At 61.5% G+C, this 15,958-nt stretch carries 16 protein-coding genes; 11 read left to right on the top strand and 5 right to left on the bottom strand.

Annotated elements, in window-relative coordinates; all coding sequences use genetic code 11:
- Positions 1-47 precede the first annotated feature (47 nt).
- The gene (gene cyoE, locus P8L30_04760; GenBank protein ID MDG2239489.1) at positions 48-938 is read right to left on the bottom strand and encodes a heme o synthase; all 891 of its coding nucleotides are present in this window, start codon (positions 936-938) and stop codon (positions 48-50) included.
- 352 nt (positions 939-1,290) lie between these two features.
- Between cyoE and P8L30_04755 the strand changes: the two genes are divergently transcribed.
- The 11 genes from P8L30_04755 (at position 1,291) to P8L30_04705 (ending at position 12,410) form a co-directional block, all read left to right on the top strand.
- The gene (locus P8L30_04755; GenBank protein MDG2239488.1) at positions 1,291-1,974 is read left to right on the top strand and encodes a hypothetical protein; all 684 of its coding nucleotides are present in this window, start codon (positions 1,291-1,293) and stop codon (positions 1,972-1,974) included.
- A gap of 69 nt (positions 1,975-2,043) precedes the next feature.
- Complete coding sequence (locus P8L30_04750; protein MDG2239487.1) at positions 2,044-2,319, top strand: hypothetical protein; 276 nt, start codon at positions 2,044-2,046, stop codon at positions 2,317-2,319.
- On the top strand, positions 2,316-4,148 hold the full coding sequence (locus P8L30_04745) for a Xaa-Pro dipeptidyl-peptidase (protein ID MDG2239486.1): 1,833 nt from the start codon (positions 2,316-2,318) through the stop codon (positions 4,146-4,148). The genes P8L30_04750 and P8L30_04745 overlap by 4 nt, the downstream gene beginning before the upstream one ends.
- Before the next feature lie 230 nt (positions 4,149-4,378).
- A complete protein-coding gene (locus P8L30_04740) occupies positions 4,379-4,846 on the top strand; it encodes an arsenate reductase ArsC (protein ID MDG2239485.1) in 468 nt (155 codons plus the stop codon).
- A gap of 59 nt (positions 4,847-4,905) precedes the next feature.
- Positions 4,906-6,483: a response regulator gene (locus tag P8L30_04735; protein ID MDG2239484.1), complete on the top strand. Its 1,578-nt coding sequence runs from the start codon at positions 4,906-4,908 to the stop codon at positions 6,481-6,483.
- Positions 6,480-8,327: an ABC transporter ATP-binding protein gene (locus P8L30_04730; protein MDG2239483.1), complete on the top strand. Its 1,848-nt coding sequence runs from the start codon at positions 6,480-6,482 to the stop codon at positions 8,325-8,327. The genes P8L30_04735 and P8L30_04730 overlap by 4 nt, the downstream gene beginning before the upstream one ends.
- Complete coding sequence (locus P8L30_04725) at positions 8,324-9,277, top strand: lysophospholipid acyltransferase family protein (GenBank protein MDG2239482.1); 954 nt, start codon at positions 8,324-8,326, stop codon at positions 9,275-9,277. The genes P8L30_04730 and P8L30_04725 overlap by 4 nt, the downstream gene beginning before the upstream one ends.
- A 168-nt stretch (positions 9,278-9,445) precedes the next feature.
- Entirely contained in the window at positions 9,446-10,204 is a 759-nt protein-coding gene (locus P8L30_04720; GenBank protein MDG2239481.1) for a glycosyltransferase family 2 protein, read from the top strand.
- Positions 10,201-11,130 (top strand): DUF3108 domain-containing protein, encoded by a 930-nt coding sequence (locus P8L30_04715; protein MDG2239480.1) that lies wholly within the window; start codon positions 10,201-10,203, stop codon positions 11,128-11,130. Before P8L30_04720 ends, P8L30_04715 begins: the two co-directional genes overlap by 4 nt.
- 208 nt (positions 11,131-11,338) lie before the next feature.
- Positions 11,339-11,662, top strand: coding sequence for a hypothetical protein (locus tag P8L30_04710; GenBank protein MDG2239479.1), 324 nt, complete (start codon positions 11,339-11,341; stop codon positions 11,660-11,662).
- Positions 11,663-11,807: 145 nt separating this feature from the next.
- Positions 11,808-12,410 (top strand): isoprenylcysteine carboxylmethyltransferase family protein, encoded by a 603-nt coding sequence (locus P8L30_04705; GenBank protein ID MDG2239478.1) that lies wholly within the window; start codon positions 11,808-11,810, stop codon positions 12,408-12,410.
- On the opposite strand, the gene P8L30_04700 is transcribed toward P8L30_04705, so the two are convergent.
- From P8L30_04700 to P8L30_04685, 4 genes are all read right to left on the bottom strand, one after another.
- Positions 12,388-13,257 (bottom strand): hypothetical protein, encoded by an 870-nt coding sequence (locus tag P8L30_04700; protein MDG2239477.1) that lies wholly within the window; start codon positions 13,255-13,257, stop codon positions 12,388-12,390. The genes P8L30_04705 and P8L30_04700 overlap by 23 nt on opposite strands.
- Positions 13,258-13,263: 6 nt before the next feature.
- Complete coding sequence (locus P8L30_04695) at positions 13,264-13,821, bottom strand: thiamine pyrophosphate-dependent enzyme (protein MDG2239476.1); 558 nt, start codon at positions 13,819-13,821, stop codon at positions 13,264-13,266.
- 297 nt (positions 13,822-14,118) lie between these two features.
- The gene (locus P8L30_04690) at positions 14,119-15,123 is read right to left on the bottom strand and encodes a glycosyltransferase family 9 protein (protein ID MDG2239475.1); all 1,005 of its coding nucleotides are present in this window, start codon (positions 15,121-15,123) and stop codon (positions 14,119-14,121) included.
- A gap of 68 nt (positions 15,124-15,191) precedes the next feature.
- Positions 15,192-15,956: a lipopolysaccharide kinase InaA family protein gene (locus P8L30_04685; protein MDG2239474.1), complete on the bottom strand. Its 765-nt coding sequence runs from the start codon at positions 15,954-15,956 to the stop codon at positions 15,192-15,194.
- Positions 15,957-15,958: the final 2 nt, after the last annotated feature.

Genomic DNA, 15,958 nt, shown 5'->3' with positions numbered 1-15,958 from the left:
CGGGTTTGCGACTGCGGCCAGCGAACAGGGGTCGCTCGCTCTTGTTCCTACATACGAATGGTGTCGAACAGCATGAGCACCAACAACAGGGGGTGGTATAACAGGGAGCCGAAGAACACGCGCCGGGCCGTTTCTTCAGTCAAGTCTTTCGCAGCTCCGACCGCGCACGCTACAAAGGCCAGGCCCAGAACCACGGCTCCGCCCGCGTAGATCATGCCGGTGTATCCGAGGATGGTCGGAGCCAGGCTCACCGGAAGCAGGAGCCCGGTCGCCACCATCATGTGTCGACCGATCACCCTGGCGCCGCCCTGCGGGATCAGCTTAAAACCGACCTTCGCGTAGTCCTTCTGGAGCATCCAGGCCAGGCCGAGGACGTGAGGGAGTTGCCATAGGTAGCCGATGGCGAACATCCATCCACCGGCTGAGTTGAAATCCCCTGTTCCTGCGGTCCAACCAATCAGCATTGGCAGGGCGCCGGGAAACGAGCCGGCGAGTGTCGCCACGTACGAGCGCGATTTGAGGGGCGTGTATACCAGGTGGTATATCGCTGCGCTCAATCCCGCGAGCGCTGCCGGTACGATTCCGACGAGCGTTCCTAGGTAGAACAGGCCGCCCACCAGAAGCAGTGCACCGAACACCAGCGCCTCGATCGGATTCAGCCGGCCGGAGGGCAAGGGCCGGGTCCGTGTCCGATGCATCACCGCATCGATGTCACGCTCCATATACTGGTTGAGCGTGAGTGCTCCGCCGGTCGCGATGCCCGTACCGAGCATCGTGTGAATCGCGAAGAGCATGTCGATCGTGCCGCGTGACCCCACGAAGGCGCTGACTCCCGCCGTGATCATCACGTACCCAGCGATTCCGGGCTTGGTCAGCTCATAATAAGCGCGCAGGCGCGAGTCATTCGCGGTGTCGGACTCGGTCGTCGGTTCGGTCATGAATCCCTAGAAAGAAGAGCCGGCGACCCCCGTTGGGAAGTTGCCGGCGCATCAGGTAGCAAAATCTACCGAGGGCTATTCTGACCGCAACGCCCTGACGGGGTCCACACGGCTGGCTGTGCGGACAAGGGATATAAACGGCCAAGATCGCGACCTCGACGACGTCAGCTATGACAACGAGTACGCGTCCGTTCCGGAGAACCATGTTGACGACACGCTCGTCAGCCGGAGCCAAGATACTACATACCGAATGCAGTTTTGATGGAAGTTACGAAGTAGAGACTGTAGTGTCCGAAACACCCCCGCGTACGTCTCTATAGTATTAGGTGGATGCACGTCAGACCGGACGGACATGAACGAATTGCACGACATCAAGGCGAAGGACCGGAGGCGCCAAGAGCGAAGCATCTGGCGTACAGGCCTGCTCATGTCCGTTCTCGTCCATCTACTTCTCTTCTTCGGATGGCAGGGGGATGTGATCCCGGTTTCTCCGTTCGCGGCCGCCGGACCGAGAGCGGGTGACAACCGCGCGGCCAAGGGCGCGCTCATGGCCATGAACATTCGGACGCCTCCCACGGTGACGCCCATTGTGCCGCCTCCCATTCCGATTCCCACCGACATCGCGATCGACCCTGTTGAATTCGAAGACATGACTGAGACGGACTCGGCGTCCGTCCTCGGTGAGGCGCCAGGGCTGGACGACGACGGACCAGGGCTGGAAGAGGGCGAGGGCGAGGGTGATGGAGGAAATGCGGATGAAGGCTTCTTCAGCCTCCAGCCACCTAAGCCGCGGAGCATGATCATCCCGCCGGGCGATCGGGGACTACGCGGTACCGAGGTGCAAGTGCGGGTCTTCGTTAACGAGACGGGTCGCGTCGTCGCTGACTCCACCCGCCTCGACCCTCCGACCCGTAACGGCGATTTCAACCGACGCCTGGTGAGTCAGGCATCCGAGTGGATGTTCCGGCCTGCCATGCAGGAAGGGAAGGCAGTGGCATCGTGGTTCCAGTATGACATCAAGATTGGAAACGACTGACCAATGCGGGACGGGTAGCCTTCTTGACATATTAAACTCCACGAAGACCCAGGGTCGTTCTCATCGCCCTTGCGCGCAGTCGTCGCGGAGGTCGATCCCAACGCCATCGTGCGAGACCTGCAGTCGCTCGACGGGATCTTCTCCTTCAACGCCTTGGTCCTGGGGTCCAAGAGAAGCGGCCTCGTCACGACTATCGCTCGGCGGGCCGTGATGCAGCTCTCGATCGGCATCCTGATCGGTGGCACGATCTCCTTCGTCACGTTGCCCCGGTGCGCGCGGCGAGCGAGCGGTGCATGTTGGCTGAGTACCGGCATCCATCAACACGACCCGAGAGTGTTTTCATGAGTGATGCGCCTCGTTGCGTCCTCGTCGCCAGCGTCTGCCTAGTCGCAGCCACCCCCGCCTCGGCACAAACCGTCCCGGTCTTTCAGGACGGCCAAGCACAAGTCGTCGAGGCCTTCGCCGACACTGCCACCTGGGTGCGCCACCACCTGTGGGTCGAGACCGAGTTCGACTCAGACGGGGACGGTGAGTTGGATCGTGTACACGTGGATGTGACTCGGCCGGGGGCCACCGAGACGGAGGGCCTCAAGGTCCCGGTCGTCTACGAGTCCAGCCCCTACTACTCGGGCACGGGCGGTGTGGACCTCAACTACTTCTGGGACGTCCGTCAGGAAGTTGGTGATGACCCACCAACGCGTACGCCGATCCCGGATATCTCACATCGGGCCGAGCAGCCCCGCATTTCGGGTTCACAAATCGCGACGTGGGTGCCCAGAGGCTTCGCGGTCATCCACTCGCAGTCGCCTGGCACCGGTCAGTCGCAGGGGTGCCCCACCGTTGGCGGCGCCAACGAATCACTCGCACCCAAAGCGGTGATCGACTGGCTGAACGGTCGCGCGCGCGGCTTCACAAGCGTGCGTGGCGGTAACGAAGTCCACGCCGACTGGGCGACGGGCAAAGTCGGGATGACCGGGACGTCATACAACGGCACGCTTCCGCTCGCCGCCGCCACTACAGGAGTCGACGGTCTAGAGGCCATCATCCCCATCGCACCGAACACATCGTACTACCACTACTACCGGTCCAACGGACTCGTGCGTTCGCCCGATGGCTATCTGGGTGAGGACGTGGACGTGCTCTACGACTTCATCAACAGCGGCTACCCTGAGACCCGGGACTTCTGCAACGCGACCGTCCGTGACGAACTGATGCAGGGGAGCCACGACCGTCAGACTGGCGACTACAACGATTTCTGGGCCGAGCGTGACTACCTGAACCACATCGACGGCGTGAAGGCTGCGACGCTCATGTCGCACGGCTTCAACGATTGGAACGTCATGCCCGAGCACAGCTACCGGATCTCGCAGGCGCTCAAGGATCGCGGGGTGCCGGTGCAGATTTTTTACCATCAGGGTGGGCACGGCGGCCCGCCCCCGATGGCACTGATGAACCGCTGGTTCACGCGCTACCTGTTCGGGGTGGAGAACGGAGTGGAGGACGATCCTAAGGCGTACATCGTCCGTGGCCAGGACGGGCGACTGAACCCGACGGCTTATCCGGACTATCCCCATCCACAGGCAGAAGGTGTGAGACTCACCCCTCGCGGAAATGGCAACCGTGTCGGAGCGCTCTCCACCGACCGTCTGAGCGACCACCCGCCAGAGTCGGTCTTTGATGATGTGTCGCTCGCAGGCGGCGTGCTCGCCTCGGCAGCTGAATCCGACTCGCGGCTCCTCTATGCGACACCCGAGCTTCGTGAGGACCTGCACCTGTCGGGTCTGACCACAGTGAGGATCCGTGTGGCGGCGAATACTGAGGCCGCAAACCTGTCCGTTTGGCTTGTCGCGCTTCCCTGGACGGACAGCGAATCCATCAACGACAACATCATCACGCGTGGTTGGGCTGATCCTCAGAATGCGACTTCGCTCAGGACCAGCACGCCGCTCACTCCGGGTGAGTTCGTAGAGCTCGAATTCGACCTGCAGCCTGATGATCAGGTAATCCCCGCGGGTCAGCGCATTGGGCTGATGATCTTCTCGAGCGACCGTGACTTCACGCTCTGGCCGGAGCCGGGCACGGAGCTGACCGTGGACCTGAACGGGACGTCGATTTCGCTGCCCGTCGTGGGCGGCGTCGAAGCGTACAGTCGGTCGACACGGCCGATCAGCTAGGCCCGCGACTCAGTGGGAAGCGGGGCCGCCGGTATCCAGCTTGCAACGAGGGCTACGACGAGCAATGCCACCGAAAAGGATTCATACGTCAGAGGATCAGTCGCGCTCACGCCATACAGCTGCGACGCGAGCAACCGGCTCAGTCCGGAACGGTTGCATGTCACGATCCAGGCCCGGAGTATCGAGGAGACCCTATCCCTGACGCGCTACGCCGACCGACGTCTTACGTTATGAACTTGACGTTCACCTCGGAGCAGTCTGACTGGCGAGCTGAGGCTGAAGCACTCGCATTGCTGGGCGCGCGGCACATCCTCTTCTTGTGCGTGGCGAACTCCGCTCGGAGCCAACTCGCTGAAGGCATCGCGCGACGAATGGCGCCGCAAGGCGTGACGATTTCGTCTGCTGGGTCAGAGCCGTCCTTCGTCCGGCCACAGGCCGTCCTGGTCATGTCCGAGATCGGGATCGACATCTCGCGCCATGCTTCCATTGGGATCGATGAAGTCGAGCGGCCGGTCGATGCAGTTGTCACTCTGTGCGCCGAAGAGGTCTGTCCGGTGTGGCTGGAGGACGCGTGGCGAGCCCATTGGGGGCTTCCGGACCCGGCCGGTGCAGGGAGCTCACGAGAGGAAGAACTCGACGCCTTTCGTGCCGTTCGAGATGAACTGCAACTGAGGCTCGGAGTAGTGTTCGGTAGCTAGCGCCCCATTCGCGTCTTGTTCCCCTGGGGTCCGCCTCTCTCACCCTGTACCTTCTCGGCATGGCTATTAAGACTGCCCGCGGGGGCAAAAGAATACTCTGGGTCGACGATGAGATCGTCCTACTCAAGCCACACCTCCTGTTCTTGCAGGCGCGCGGATATCATGTCGACGCCATTTCGAACGGGGACGATGCGCTCGAGCTACTCAAGAAAAACGCGTACGATCTGGTGCTCTTAGACGAACAGATGCCCGGTCGGACCGGTCTTGAGGTTTTGGGAATCATGCGACGACACGATCCGCATCAGCGGGTCGTCATGGTCACCAAGTCCGAAGAGGACACCACGATGACCGAGGCGATTGGGCGGCGCGTGGATGATTACCTCGTGAAACCAACCAGTCCGCGGCAGGTCCTCTCGGTGGTCACGCGTATTCTGGAGGGGTCTTCAATCCGCCAACAGCGTGTGGCGCAGGACTTCGCCGCCCGCTTCGGGCGGCTCTCGACACTGCGTGAGGACGCCCGCACGGCGGACGACTTCGCGCGCGTCTTCACCGAACTGACGGATTGGCACATTTCGCTCGGAGAGGCTGGGGAAGACGGTCTGCTCGATACCGTTCGGTCCATGATGGACGATCTGAGACGTGACTTCGGCGTGTGGGTCATTGATCATTACGCGCGTTGGATGGCGGGCTCTGAAGATCGACCTCGCTTGTCTGTCGACCTGGTCCGCGAGTTCCTCGTACCGCGACTTGGCTCGGATCCGGTGTACTTCGTCGTGTTGGACTGCATGCGCTTGGATCAGTGGAGAGTGATCGCGCCACTCTTGACGGAGTACTTCGAGATTGAGGAGACGTACCACTACTCGATCTTGCCTACCGCGACGCCCTATGCCCGCAACGCCATTTTCTCTGGCCAATACGCGGATGAGATCGCCAAGAAGCGACCTGAATGGTGGGATCAGTCGGACGACGAAGGCTCACTGAATGCGTTCGAAGACAAGCTCCTCTTCGAGCAATTGAGGCGTATCACGGGCCGCGACGTGCATGTGCATTACGAGAAGATTTTTTCGGACCGGCAGGGCGAGCAGGTCAGGGCGCGTGTGAAGTCCGCGCTCAAGAAGCCGGGTGCTGTGATCGCGATGGTCTTCAACTTCGTGGACCTCATGACACACGGCCGCTCGGAGTCGCCCATCCTAATGGAAGTGGCCCGGGATGAAGCTGCTCTCCGGGATCTGACCCGCTCCTGGTTCGAGCGATCGACCGCCTTCGAGGTATTGAAGGCGGCTTCGCGGCAAGGCCACCATGTGATCCTCACCACGGATCACGGATCCATTCTGTGCCAGCACCCGACCACGGTGTTCGCCCGGCGCGACGCGACGAGCAACCTACGCTACAAGTTCGGACAGGACCTGCGGGCAGAGGTGTCGTCAACGGTTTTCTCGACCTCTGACGAGAAACACCTACGGATTCCCGCTGGGAAGTTGGGCATGATGTACCTGCTGGCTGTCGAGGACTTTTTCTTCGTCTACCCGACGAAGCTCAGGGAATATCAGGCGCGTTACCGGAATTCGTTTCTTCACGGTGGCATCAGTCCGGAAGAAATGATTGTCCCCGTGGCGAGCCTGACCCCAAGGCGATGAACCTGGCCCCGACCGCGGGCGGATCCACCTACCTCCGCATCCTCGCATTTCTCAAGCCTCACGCGGGTGTTCTCGCCGTAGCCATTGTGGCGACGGCGGCTTTTGCGGTGCTCGACGCGTCCGTCTACATCCTGCTGATTCCGTTCATCTCGGCGCTCTTCTTGAGTGGAGGTGGGGTGGTGACGTCTACCGGGACCGGCATGGAGCGGCTCCTGGATGCGACCGTCTACCGGTACGTCGATTTGTCCGGGGACCCCCTTGTCGCGATCGGACGGATCATCGTGCTGATCATCATCGTCTTCGCGGTGAAGAACGTCTTTCACTTCACGCGTACCTATCTGGTTGCGAGAGCGGAGCAGGGCGTGAACCGAGACGTTCGCGACCAAGTCTACGATCACTTGGTCGAGCTCGATCTTTCGTTCTTCGGTCGGGTCCGCATGGGCCAGATCGTCAGCCGTCTGACCACAGAGGTCGAGCAGGTGCGCACGCTCGTGACTGCCGAGTCCTCGAAGCTGCTCTCCGCAGTTTTTGAATTCGGTGTCGCACTATTGGCCATGCTTCTCATTTCATGGAAGCTCACGGCGGCGGCATTCATCGTGATCCCAGGAGCCATGATTATCTGGGGCCCGCTCGTGAACGTGCTGAGAAAGCGAGATCGTCGCGTGCTGCACCTAGGTGGTGAGGTGAATGGGCACGTTCAAGAGACCCTCGCGGGGATCCGACTCGTGAAATCCTCGTCGGCAGAAAGGCGGGAGAAGGAGCGATTCCGCGGCCTGACGTCAGAGTATTATCGCCACTTCCTTCGGGCCGAATTTGCCCGAGCCGCCGCGGCGCCTATGACCGAGATGTTGGCCGCCGCCGGGACCGTGATTCTTCTCTGGTTCGGAGCTCGTCTCGTGATTGCTGGAGACATCACCGGCCCGGAATTCGTCGGTTTCCTCGGGCTGTCCATGAAACTCTACTCGCCCGTGAAGAACGTGGCCAAGTTCCCGGCCACGGCTCAGCCCGGACTCATCGCCGCCGAGCGGGTCTTCGAGTTCTTGGATGCCCCTGCAGAGATTACGGACTCTCCAGACGCGAAGCCGATCGCGGGTTTCTCCGAAGCCGTTGTCTTCGAGGATGTCGGATTCGCCTACGGGGCGGGTGAGTCCGTTCTGTCCGACGTCTCCTTTTCCGTGAGTCGGGGAGAAGTCGTTGCGTTGGTCGGTCCGAGCGGAGCCGGAAAGTCGACGCTCGTCGATCTTTTAGCGCGCTTTTTCGAGGTGTCCTCCGGGCGCATCATGATCGACGGGACCGACATCAAAGACGTGCGGATGGCGGAGCTCAGGGGTCTCATGGGCATCGTGTCTCAAGAGACGGTGCTCTTCCACGATACGGTCAGGGCCAACATTGCGTATGGCCGCCCCGAGGCTACGGAAGAGTCCATCGTCGATGCTGCGAAGGCGGCACACGCCCACGGCTTTGTCTCGGACATGACCGATGGTTACGACACGGTAGTGGGCGAACGTGGCGTCGAGCTTTCTGGGGGGCAGCGCCAGCGTATCGCTATCGCTCGGGCGCTCCTTAGGGACCCGCCCATCCTCATCTTTGACGAGGCCACGAGTTCGCTCGATACCGAGTCCGAGAGGTTGATCCAGGACGCGATCGAGCGACTTGTCGAGGGCCGCACGGTATTCGTTATCGCACACCGAATTTCGACGGTACAGTCTGCTGACCAGATCCTGGTGATGGATGGTGGCCGGATCGTCGAACGAGGCGACCACATCTCGTTGTTGGCGTTAAATGGCCTGTATCGTCGGCTCTACGAACTTCAGTTCGACGGGTCATCAGGGCCGTCGGTGTGAGTCGAAGTCGCCTGAAGGATGGCCTGGAGATCGGCATATTTCGAGTTGTTACTGGCATTTTGGCACTTCTGCCGGAGCGTTGGGCGATGGCATCGGGGGCGGCTCTCGGATGGTTTCTCGGCTACGTGCTCAGAATCCGGCGGTCTGTGGTCGACGAACACTTGTTGATGGCGTTTCCTGACGAGACCCCGGCGTGGCGGGCCCGTGTGGCCCGAGACGCGTATCTGCATGTGGGACGGGAGACGGTCGCGATCTTCCTGCTGAGTCGGCTCACTCCAGAGCAGCTCAACCAACGAACGACCATGGTCGGCTTCGAAGCGTTTGAGAAGGCGATGCAGTTGGGTAAGGGGGTCATTCTCATGACCGGCCACCTTGGAAATTGGGAGATCGGGGCGGCCGGCTTTACGACACGCGGGGTGCCTTTCGACGCTGTCGCGAAGAGTATGGAAAACTCCCGATTCGGTGACGAACTGATGAAGGCCCGAAAGGGCGTTGGCATGGGTGTGATCAATGTGGACGAGGCGCCTACGGGAGTGATGGACGCCCTGAGGGCCGGCCGCGCGGTCGCGATCCTCGCGGATCAAAACGCTCACCGTGGTGGGATCTACGTGCCCTTCTTCGGTAAGCTCGCGTCCACTGCTCGTGGGCCGGCGCTCTTCGCTCTGCGCAGCGGGGCCCCGATGATGCTTGCAATACCGTTACGAGATCCTGGGCCGAGCCCGAAGTACACGGTGAACATCGAACCCATCCAGTTCGAGGCATCCGGGAACCGTAAGGCGGACATCGAAGGGCTGACCATCGCCCACACCCGCGCATTGGAACGCGCCATCCGCAGGGCTCCCCATCAGTACTTCTGGCACCACAAGCGCTGGAAGAAGCGGCCGGACACCGAAGTCGATGACGGAGCCCCACCTTATTCTAGTGATCCCGATGTTGCCGCCTTCCGGTGAAGCAAGGTGAGGGAGTGACCGACGAGGCGAACCCGGGGCTGATTCCCATTACCTTTTTTGGCTGATCAGGAACCGCCCGAGGGGCGGCCTGTATAAGTGGTTGAGTCCGATGCACATACGAAGGTGTGTTGGACAACGCGTAATGAGATTCTTCAATCCCGGCTCATCGTGATCTACGTCTGCGTCCCGGCACATAACGAGTCCGACACCATCGGAGTTCTTCTCTGGAAGGTTGGGAAGGTTCTGGGTGAGTTCGACCGTGATTATCGGATCGTGGTGCATGACGACGCATCGACGGACGACACGAATGAGGTCTTGAGTCGATATCGCAGGGCGTTGCCGCTCACGGTATTGAAGTCAGATGAACAGCTTGGCTACAGCGGATCTGTGGAGCAGCTTCTCCGGTGGGTCGTGAAGGAGGCTCCTTACCCGAAACGTGACTGCGCGGTCGTGCTTCAGGGTGACTTCACGGAGAACCCCGAAGACATCATTGGTCTGGTGAAGGTTTTGGAGGGCGGAGCAGATATCGTGGCCGGCGCGGTTGACCCCGGGGCGAATGATCTGCCCCGTGGGCCGAGGCTCGTACGTCGCTTCGCACGCACTTTTCTTCGCGGGGTGTTTGGTAAGTCTCCCGTTTCCGATCCGCTCGTTGGGCTGCGAGCATACCGCGTCATCGTTCTTCGTAAGGCACTTCGTGACCTTCCGACGACGACGCGTTTCGTGGAGACGGACGGGTGGGCGTCCAACGTGGAGTTGCTCGGCAAGCTCGCCCCCCATGCCCGGCGCATTGCGGAGGCCCCGCTTGCGCTGCGCTACGATCTCCAGACTCGTGAGTCACGTTTTCAGGCATTCGGGACCTTTATGGCCTTGGCTCGACTGCGTGGCGCGAGGCTTTGGAAAGATCGACCGGACTCGGAGGCTGCGTGAACACCCTTTCGGGGCGGAATCGTCGTGTCCTGAGTGCCGCACTGGTTGCTGGCGCCCTCGGTTCCCCTGGGCTGGTGGCTGCCCAAGAGGAAGTGATGGCGTACGATCAGCGGGCGGCTCTCGACAGCCTCGCGTCCGAGTACCCGACGGACTCGGCGGCGGCGTCGGTGCCGTTTGGGCCGGGCGAGCACATGATCTACCGGGTCGAGGTCGGCTGGTTCGACGTCGGGGAGGGACACGTTTCGGTGGAGGCGCTGGATACCGTACGCGGCAATAACACCTACCGCGCTGTCATGGAGTTCGGCGGGTCATTGCTGGGCCTCAAGGTTCACGACGTGTCGACCAGTTTCTTTGACATCGAGACGCTGCAGAGTTGGCGTTTCCTCAAGGTGTCGGACCAGGTCAGCTACCATGGGACGCGCCACTACGAGATGTATCCGGGTGAAGGCAGATGGGTACGGCCGGACAAAGAGATCGAGTCGCCGGATCACACAGGTGACCTAGGATCTTCTTTCCCGCTCGACGACCTCTCGTTCATCTACTTCCTGCGACAGATGGACCTTGAGGTAGGACGTTCGTATTCGATCCCGCGCTACTTCAAGGACGATGGCAACCCGGTCGTGATCAACGTCCTACGGCGCGAGCTGAAGAAGGTCGACGGTGGGGAGTTCAATACGATCGTTGTTCAGCCCATCGTCCAGACCGACGGACTCTTCGGGGAAGGCGGCGAGGCGGAGATCTACCTGACGGATGACGACCGCAAGATCATGGTCTACATGAAGTCGAACATCCCCCGGTTTCCGGGAGCGTTGGAACTGTACCTGAAGGACTATCAGCCCGGTGTGCCTTTGCATCCGGACGCGAGGGAAGTGGCGGCGGAGGGTCGGGCATCTAGGGCGCAGGTGGACCCAGCTACGAACCGGTGAGCGACGAAGCCGCCCGCCCGTATTTCCCCGCTGAAGACGACGTCTCGCGGTTGAAGACCATCGAAGAAGTGGGTGGCCGGGTCCTTCGACGACTTCCTACGTGGCCTACCGTCGATTCTCGAGGCAGATTCATCCGATCTGTCGCTCGTGGTATCGCTTCGGCCATCCGGAGCCAGAGGGGGGTCGTCTCGCTGCTCGGTGGCCATCCATGACTACGAAGTGGCTCGCTGGGGTGCGACCTCGTGAAGACGTCGAGATCGGACTCGTCGACGGGACCTTCGGGCTGGCAGAAGAGACCGGCCGCGAGATCATCCATCAGCACCCCGCCGCGGATGGCGCAGCGATCGGGCAGACATCTATGAGCGACTTCCGACGCATGGCCGGATACTTGCCCGAGGTCGATGACGTTGGATTCGTGCTCAACGTCGGGTCGGCCGTGATCATGCAGAGATGCTTCTCAAGGCCCTCTCCATGGCGTGGAACCTCAACGCAGTCGCGCCGCGGAAGTTTGGCGCCGCCGACTTCGACATGATCCGGTATTATCGGCCACGTATGAACGTGGTGCAGCGTCCAACGCGGAGCGCCGGTGGAAAGAGGTGTCAGGTCACCGGGCATCACGAGATCATGATCCCGATGTTGGCCTGGGCCGTTGAAGAGTATCTGACATCAGACGAGGCATGACCGAAGGCCAAAAGCCGCCGGCACGTCTAGATGGCGCTGATCCGGAGGTCTCGATCAAAGACCCTCGGAAGATTCGCACGAGGGCCGTTTGGCTCCTCGTTCTCCCTTTCCTGTGGTTCGCATCTCCGACGCCGTCGTTGCTTGCCACTGGGCACGTGCTCGCCGGACTCGGGCTGATCATCCGAGCCTGGGCCGCAGGGACCATCCACAAGGATTCGGACCTCACGACGTCTGGCCCGTACGCGTTCACGCGCAATCCACTCTACGTGGGCAGTTTCTTCATCGGGCTCGGAGTCACGTTGGCCGGGGGGCATTGGATTTGGCCCGCGGTCTTTTTCGTGTTCTACACGCTCGTGTACGGGCGGACGCTCGCCTACGAGGCCGAGGTGTTGAGTGAGCTGTTTGGTGAGAGGTTCGACGAATACAAGTCGAACGTCCCAGCGGTATTCCCGCGGCTGACGCCGTACCGGCCCATCCAATCTGATGTGGCCGGTGGATTCAGCTTTGCGCAGTACCGCCGTAACAACGAGTGGGAAGCACTGCTTGGAGCAATGATCGCCTTTATGTATCTGGCTACTAAGGCGATGTGGTTCGGTTGAGCACCTCGACCGAGGTCGAAACCGAGTAGTCCACGAACTTCGTTACCACGGCCCCCCGGAAGGCGTCATCGGCTTCTACGATGTCTTCACCGGTGAGCACAGCTCCGACCCAGCCTTCGGTGTGCCACGCGCCGGGGCCCTCGAGTTCGGGGAGCCCGCCTGCGTCAGGGAAGGGCCACGGCGAGACATACCAGTACCACCCCTCATAGCCGCCACCCATTGGGGCCATGCCTACGCCTACCGTCTTCGTGGCATTCCCGGATTCGTCCGACGCTACCGTGAGCAGCGTGGCGATGTCGAAGTGGTGGGGCCAACAGCGCACCGGGGACCCGTGAGCATGTCCGTCAGCGAGAGGCGTGAGGATTCCTGCGGCCGACTCGTACAAGCATGCCAGCGTTGAGAGTTCGGCATCCATGTCTGCGGAAAACGGTTCGCCACGTCCTACCGCGTGTTCCGGCATCTCCCATCCGGGTTTGTCGATCTGGGTGAGTCGGCCCATGTAGTTGGCGAGCCCCGTCTGCAGCCACTCGTAGGCGTCCGCCATCGTCTTGCCGGCGAGGGGGAGCGATCCGAGTGGCTCAGCTGTGCGGTCCAAAAACCGGAGAGTGATGTCCTGAACGTGGAGTGCCACGCGGAACGGATAGGCGCCGCCGAAGGGTGCGCCAACCAACTCGCCCCGGTCTGCATCCCACATCATCGCGAGGTGACTGTCGTCGTCCTGCGCTTCCGCAAACGTCTGTCCCGCGGCGGCGAGCACCTGCGCCGCCCAGTGGAGCTGGATGGTGGCGTCGCGGAGGGCAGCGGGCGCTACGGAGCCCACGCGGGTCCAAGAATCAGAACGTGTCATGTCGACTCAGATCAGTTGTGCGTCAGCGAGGATTTCGACGAGTGCGAGTTCGTCGTGGGCGATGGCCCGTTTGAGCGCGGGCTCGGCTTCGCTCTCCACTCGAATCCCGATCGTGCCGCAGAGTTCCGCATACGCGGCGAAATCGGGATTTGCCAGGGACGTTTGCCACACCTCCCCATTCCCCGAGCGCTGTTCTTTCGAGAGTTTGCCCAACTCCGAGTTGTTCAGGAGCACATGGGTGATGTTCATTTCGTACTTCACGGCGGTCGTCAGCTCGGCGAGGTATTGGCCGAGGCCTCCGTCTCCGGAAACCGACACGACCTGTCGGTCAGCGAAGCGTCCGTCCTTGTTCTGGGTCGCGGTCCAAGCACCGAAAGCGGCGGGTAGCGTGAATCCGATCGATCCGAGATACCCGGACATCAGGACCGCCTGACTGTGGCACTCGAAGGAGTAGGTGTTGTTGCCGACATCCACCGGGATGATCGCGTCCTCGGGCACGAGGCCGGAGAGCGCCTGGAAGACCGTGGCGGTACGCTCCTGTGCCGGTTCCTGTGGGAATCCCACATAGACGCCGTCCTCCCGGGCCTCGACCGGATACGTCGTAACGCCATCGTCTTAGGCCCCGGCCGGAAGGCCAGTCGTTGGGTGAAGGTCCCACTCGTGCCACGGGCAGCGCAGCCAGCCGTCCTCGATCGAGCCTGCGCCTAGCGGCCGGCCTTGGTGGGGGCACGTGTTGTCTGACGCGACGTAGGTGCCGTCGCGATGGGTCATGCAGACGGTGGCGAGGCGGCAGGTGACCGCAGCTACCCGTCCTTCCGGCAACTTCCTTTTCCGCCATTTGGCCCCCAGGATGACTTTGGATCAGCGGACCGGATATTGCTCGACCGCCAAGGAAACCTTCTCCAACACGCCATCCACGGTGATTCGTTTCATGCCGTCGCGATAGGTGTGATCCAATGGATACTCCTCACCAGGGAATTCGGCGTATCCGTCCACGACCAGATCTTGGTATTTGGCGTATGGGCCGGTCCGTTTGGGATTGGTGTACCCATAAAGACCCACGACGGGGGTTTCGAGCGCCCGGGCGATGTGGAGCGGGCCCGTATCCGGACTCACGAGGAGATGTGCGCCTTCCAAGAGCCACACCAGCTTCCTTAGGTCATCACCCAGGGCGTCGACCACGTTGGCCTTGGTCGAAGCAAGGACTTGGTCGGCCATGGCCCGTTCCAGAGCTGATGGCCCGCCGATCAACACCGGCTGCATGCCATGTTGAGTCTCGATCTCTTCCAGGACTCGGGCGTACCCCTCCGAACTCCAGTTCTTATCGGCCTTGCTCGTTCCTACGACGACCGCGCAGGCCGGCTTTTCGAGTCGGGAGAAGAAAACGCTTTGAGCGTCCACTTCTGCTTCGCTCAGGCGGATGTCCCACCGGACCGGCTCGGGGTCGATACCGAGGTAACGAACGAACTCCAGGTACTGATCCTGCACATGGTGCTGGCCCGACTGCGGAATCCTGCGGTTGGTGAAGAGCCACTGAGCATCCCGCGCCCGCAATCGATCGAATCCCAGTTTTACGTCGGCGTTGGTGAGCCCTGAGATCAGGCCTGCTTTGAAGTAGACCTGAAGGCCGATGAGCAGGTCAAAACGTCGGCCGGCCAGTTCCCGCTTGATGTCGCGGAAGCCGGTCCACCCTCTCAGGCCGCGTCGACGATTGAATACTACGAAGTCATCGATGGCCTGGTGGTCTTTCACCAATAGGTGCGGCACCGGCTGGATGATCCAAGTGATGCGCGTATCAGGCCACGCTCGTTTGAGGGCATTGGCCACCGGGAGCACATGGACAGCATCGCCGATCGCCGAAAGCATGACGATGCAGATTTCACGTGGAGGTGGTCCTGACCATCCCTCAGTCACGTTAGTGGTGGTCGATTTTGTCACGATGCGTCGGTCTGTCCGGCCTGAAGCATCGCCCATTCAACATCGTCCAACGTTCGTCCCGACGTGTCTTCGAGCTTGCGTAGCGATCGCTCCAGCCGAGCTCTCATGCCACCGTCCATAGGTGGGCCGTTGAGCGGCAGGACAGCTGCTCGGTCCAGGTCTATTACGTGGGTTGCTCCTGATTCACGCTCGATCAGGATGTTCATCGCATTGAGGTCCGCATGTACGATGCGTGCGTTCTCGAGCATGCGAAGGAGCTTGCCGGCGCTCCAGAGAGCATCGGCCTTGGGTCGACCGTCACTCTCGGAAAAGAGAACGTCTGCGAGGCTGACTGCATCGGGGACCAGTTCGGTCACCAGGTCCGCCCGGTAGAACACCCCCGCCGTGTACATCGCTCCGGCGATGATCGCAGGAGTCGGTATCCCGCGCGCGCGCGCTTCTGCGTTCGCTGAGAGTTCTTGGTCCGGGCGTGCCGCGCCAACTGCCACGTACCGATCGTCGAGGACCGTCGCCATAAGGCCACCACGTTGATAGTGGCGGACCGCCCATCTCTCCATTCGGTCCGGTCCTGGGGCGGGCGCGGGAACCGAGTAGACGGTTCCGCGGCCCTTGAAGGTCTCAACCCCGTCCTCTCGTGAAGCCCATTCGTGGAGGGTGGCGCCCGATCCCAATACGGAATCAGCCCAACCGGCTGCTTCCACCCAAGAGAAGCCCTCGGTGCCTTCAGCGGCGAGCACCGTGTATCCCCGGGGCAGCTTCATGC

This window comes from Longimicrobiales bacterium, from assembly GCA_029245345.1.
Taxonomy (GTDB): domain Bacteria; phylum Gemmatimonadota; class Gemmatimonadetes; order Longimicrobiales; family Gaopeijiaceae; genus CALFPJ01.
Note: the sequence above shows the minus strand (reverse complement) of the source record. Positions and strands in the feature narration are given on the sequence as shown.

Excerpts from the sequence above, each read along its gene's own strand:
- P8L30_04730 (MDG2239483.1), top strand. The coding sequence starts at position 6,480 with ATGAACCTGGCCCCGACCGCGGGCGGATCCACCTACCTCCGCATCCTC.
- P8L30_04705 (MDG2239478.1), top strand. The coding sequence starts at position 11,808 with ATGACCGAAGGCCAAAAGCCGCCGGCACGTCTAGATGGCGCTGATCCG.
- cyoE (MDG2239489.1), bottom strand. The coding sequence starts at position 938 with ATGACCGAACCGACGACCGAGTCCGACACCGCGAATGACTCGCGCCTG.
- P8L30_04690 (MDG2239475.1), bottom strand. The coding sequence starts at position 15,123 with ATGCTTTCGGCGATCGGCGATGCTGTCCATGTGCTCCCGGTGGCCAAT.
- P8L30_04735 (MDG2239484.1), top strand. The coding sequence starts at position 4,906 with ATGGCTATTAAGACTGCCCGCGGGGGCAAAAGAATACTCTGGGTCGAC.
- P8L30_04745 (MDG2239486.1), top strand. The coding sequence starts at position 2,316 with ATGAGTGATGCGCCTCGTTGCGTCCTCGTCGCCAGCGTCTGCCTAGTC.
- P8L30_04685 (MDG2239474.1), bottom strand. The coding sequence starts at position 15,956 with ATGAAGCTGCCCCGGGGATACACGGTGCTCGCCGCTGAAGGCACCGAG.
- P8L30_04740 (MDG2239485.1), top strand. The coding sequence starts at position 4,379 with ATGAACTTGACGTTCACCTCGGAGCAGTCTGACTGGCGAGCTGAGGCT.
- P8L30_04755 (MDG2239488.1), top strand. The coding sequence starts at position 1,291 with ATGAACGAATTGCACGACATCAAGGCGAAGGACCGGAGGCGCCAAGAG.
- P8L30_04700 (MDG2239477.1), bottom strand. The coding sequence starts at position 13,257 with ATGACACGTTCTGATTCTTGGACCCGCGTGGGCTCCGTAGCGCCCGCT.
- P8L30_04710 (MDG2239479.1), top strand. The coding sequence starts at position 11,339 with ATGACTACGAAGTGGCTCGCTGGGGTGCGACCTCGTGAAGACGTCGAG.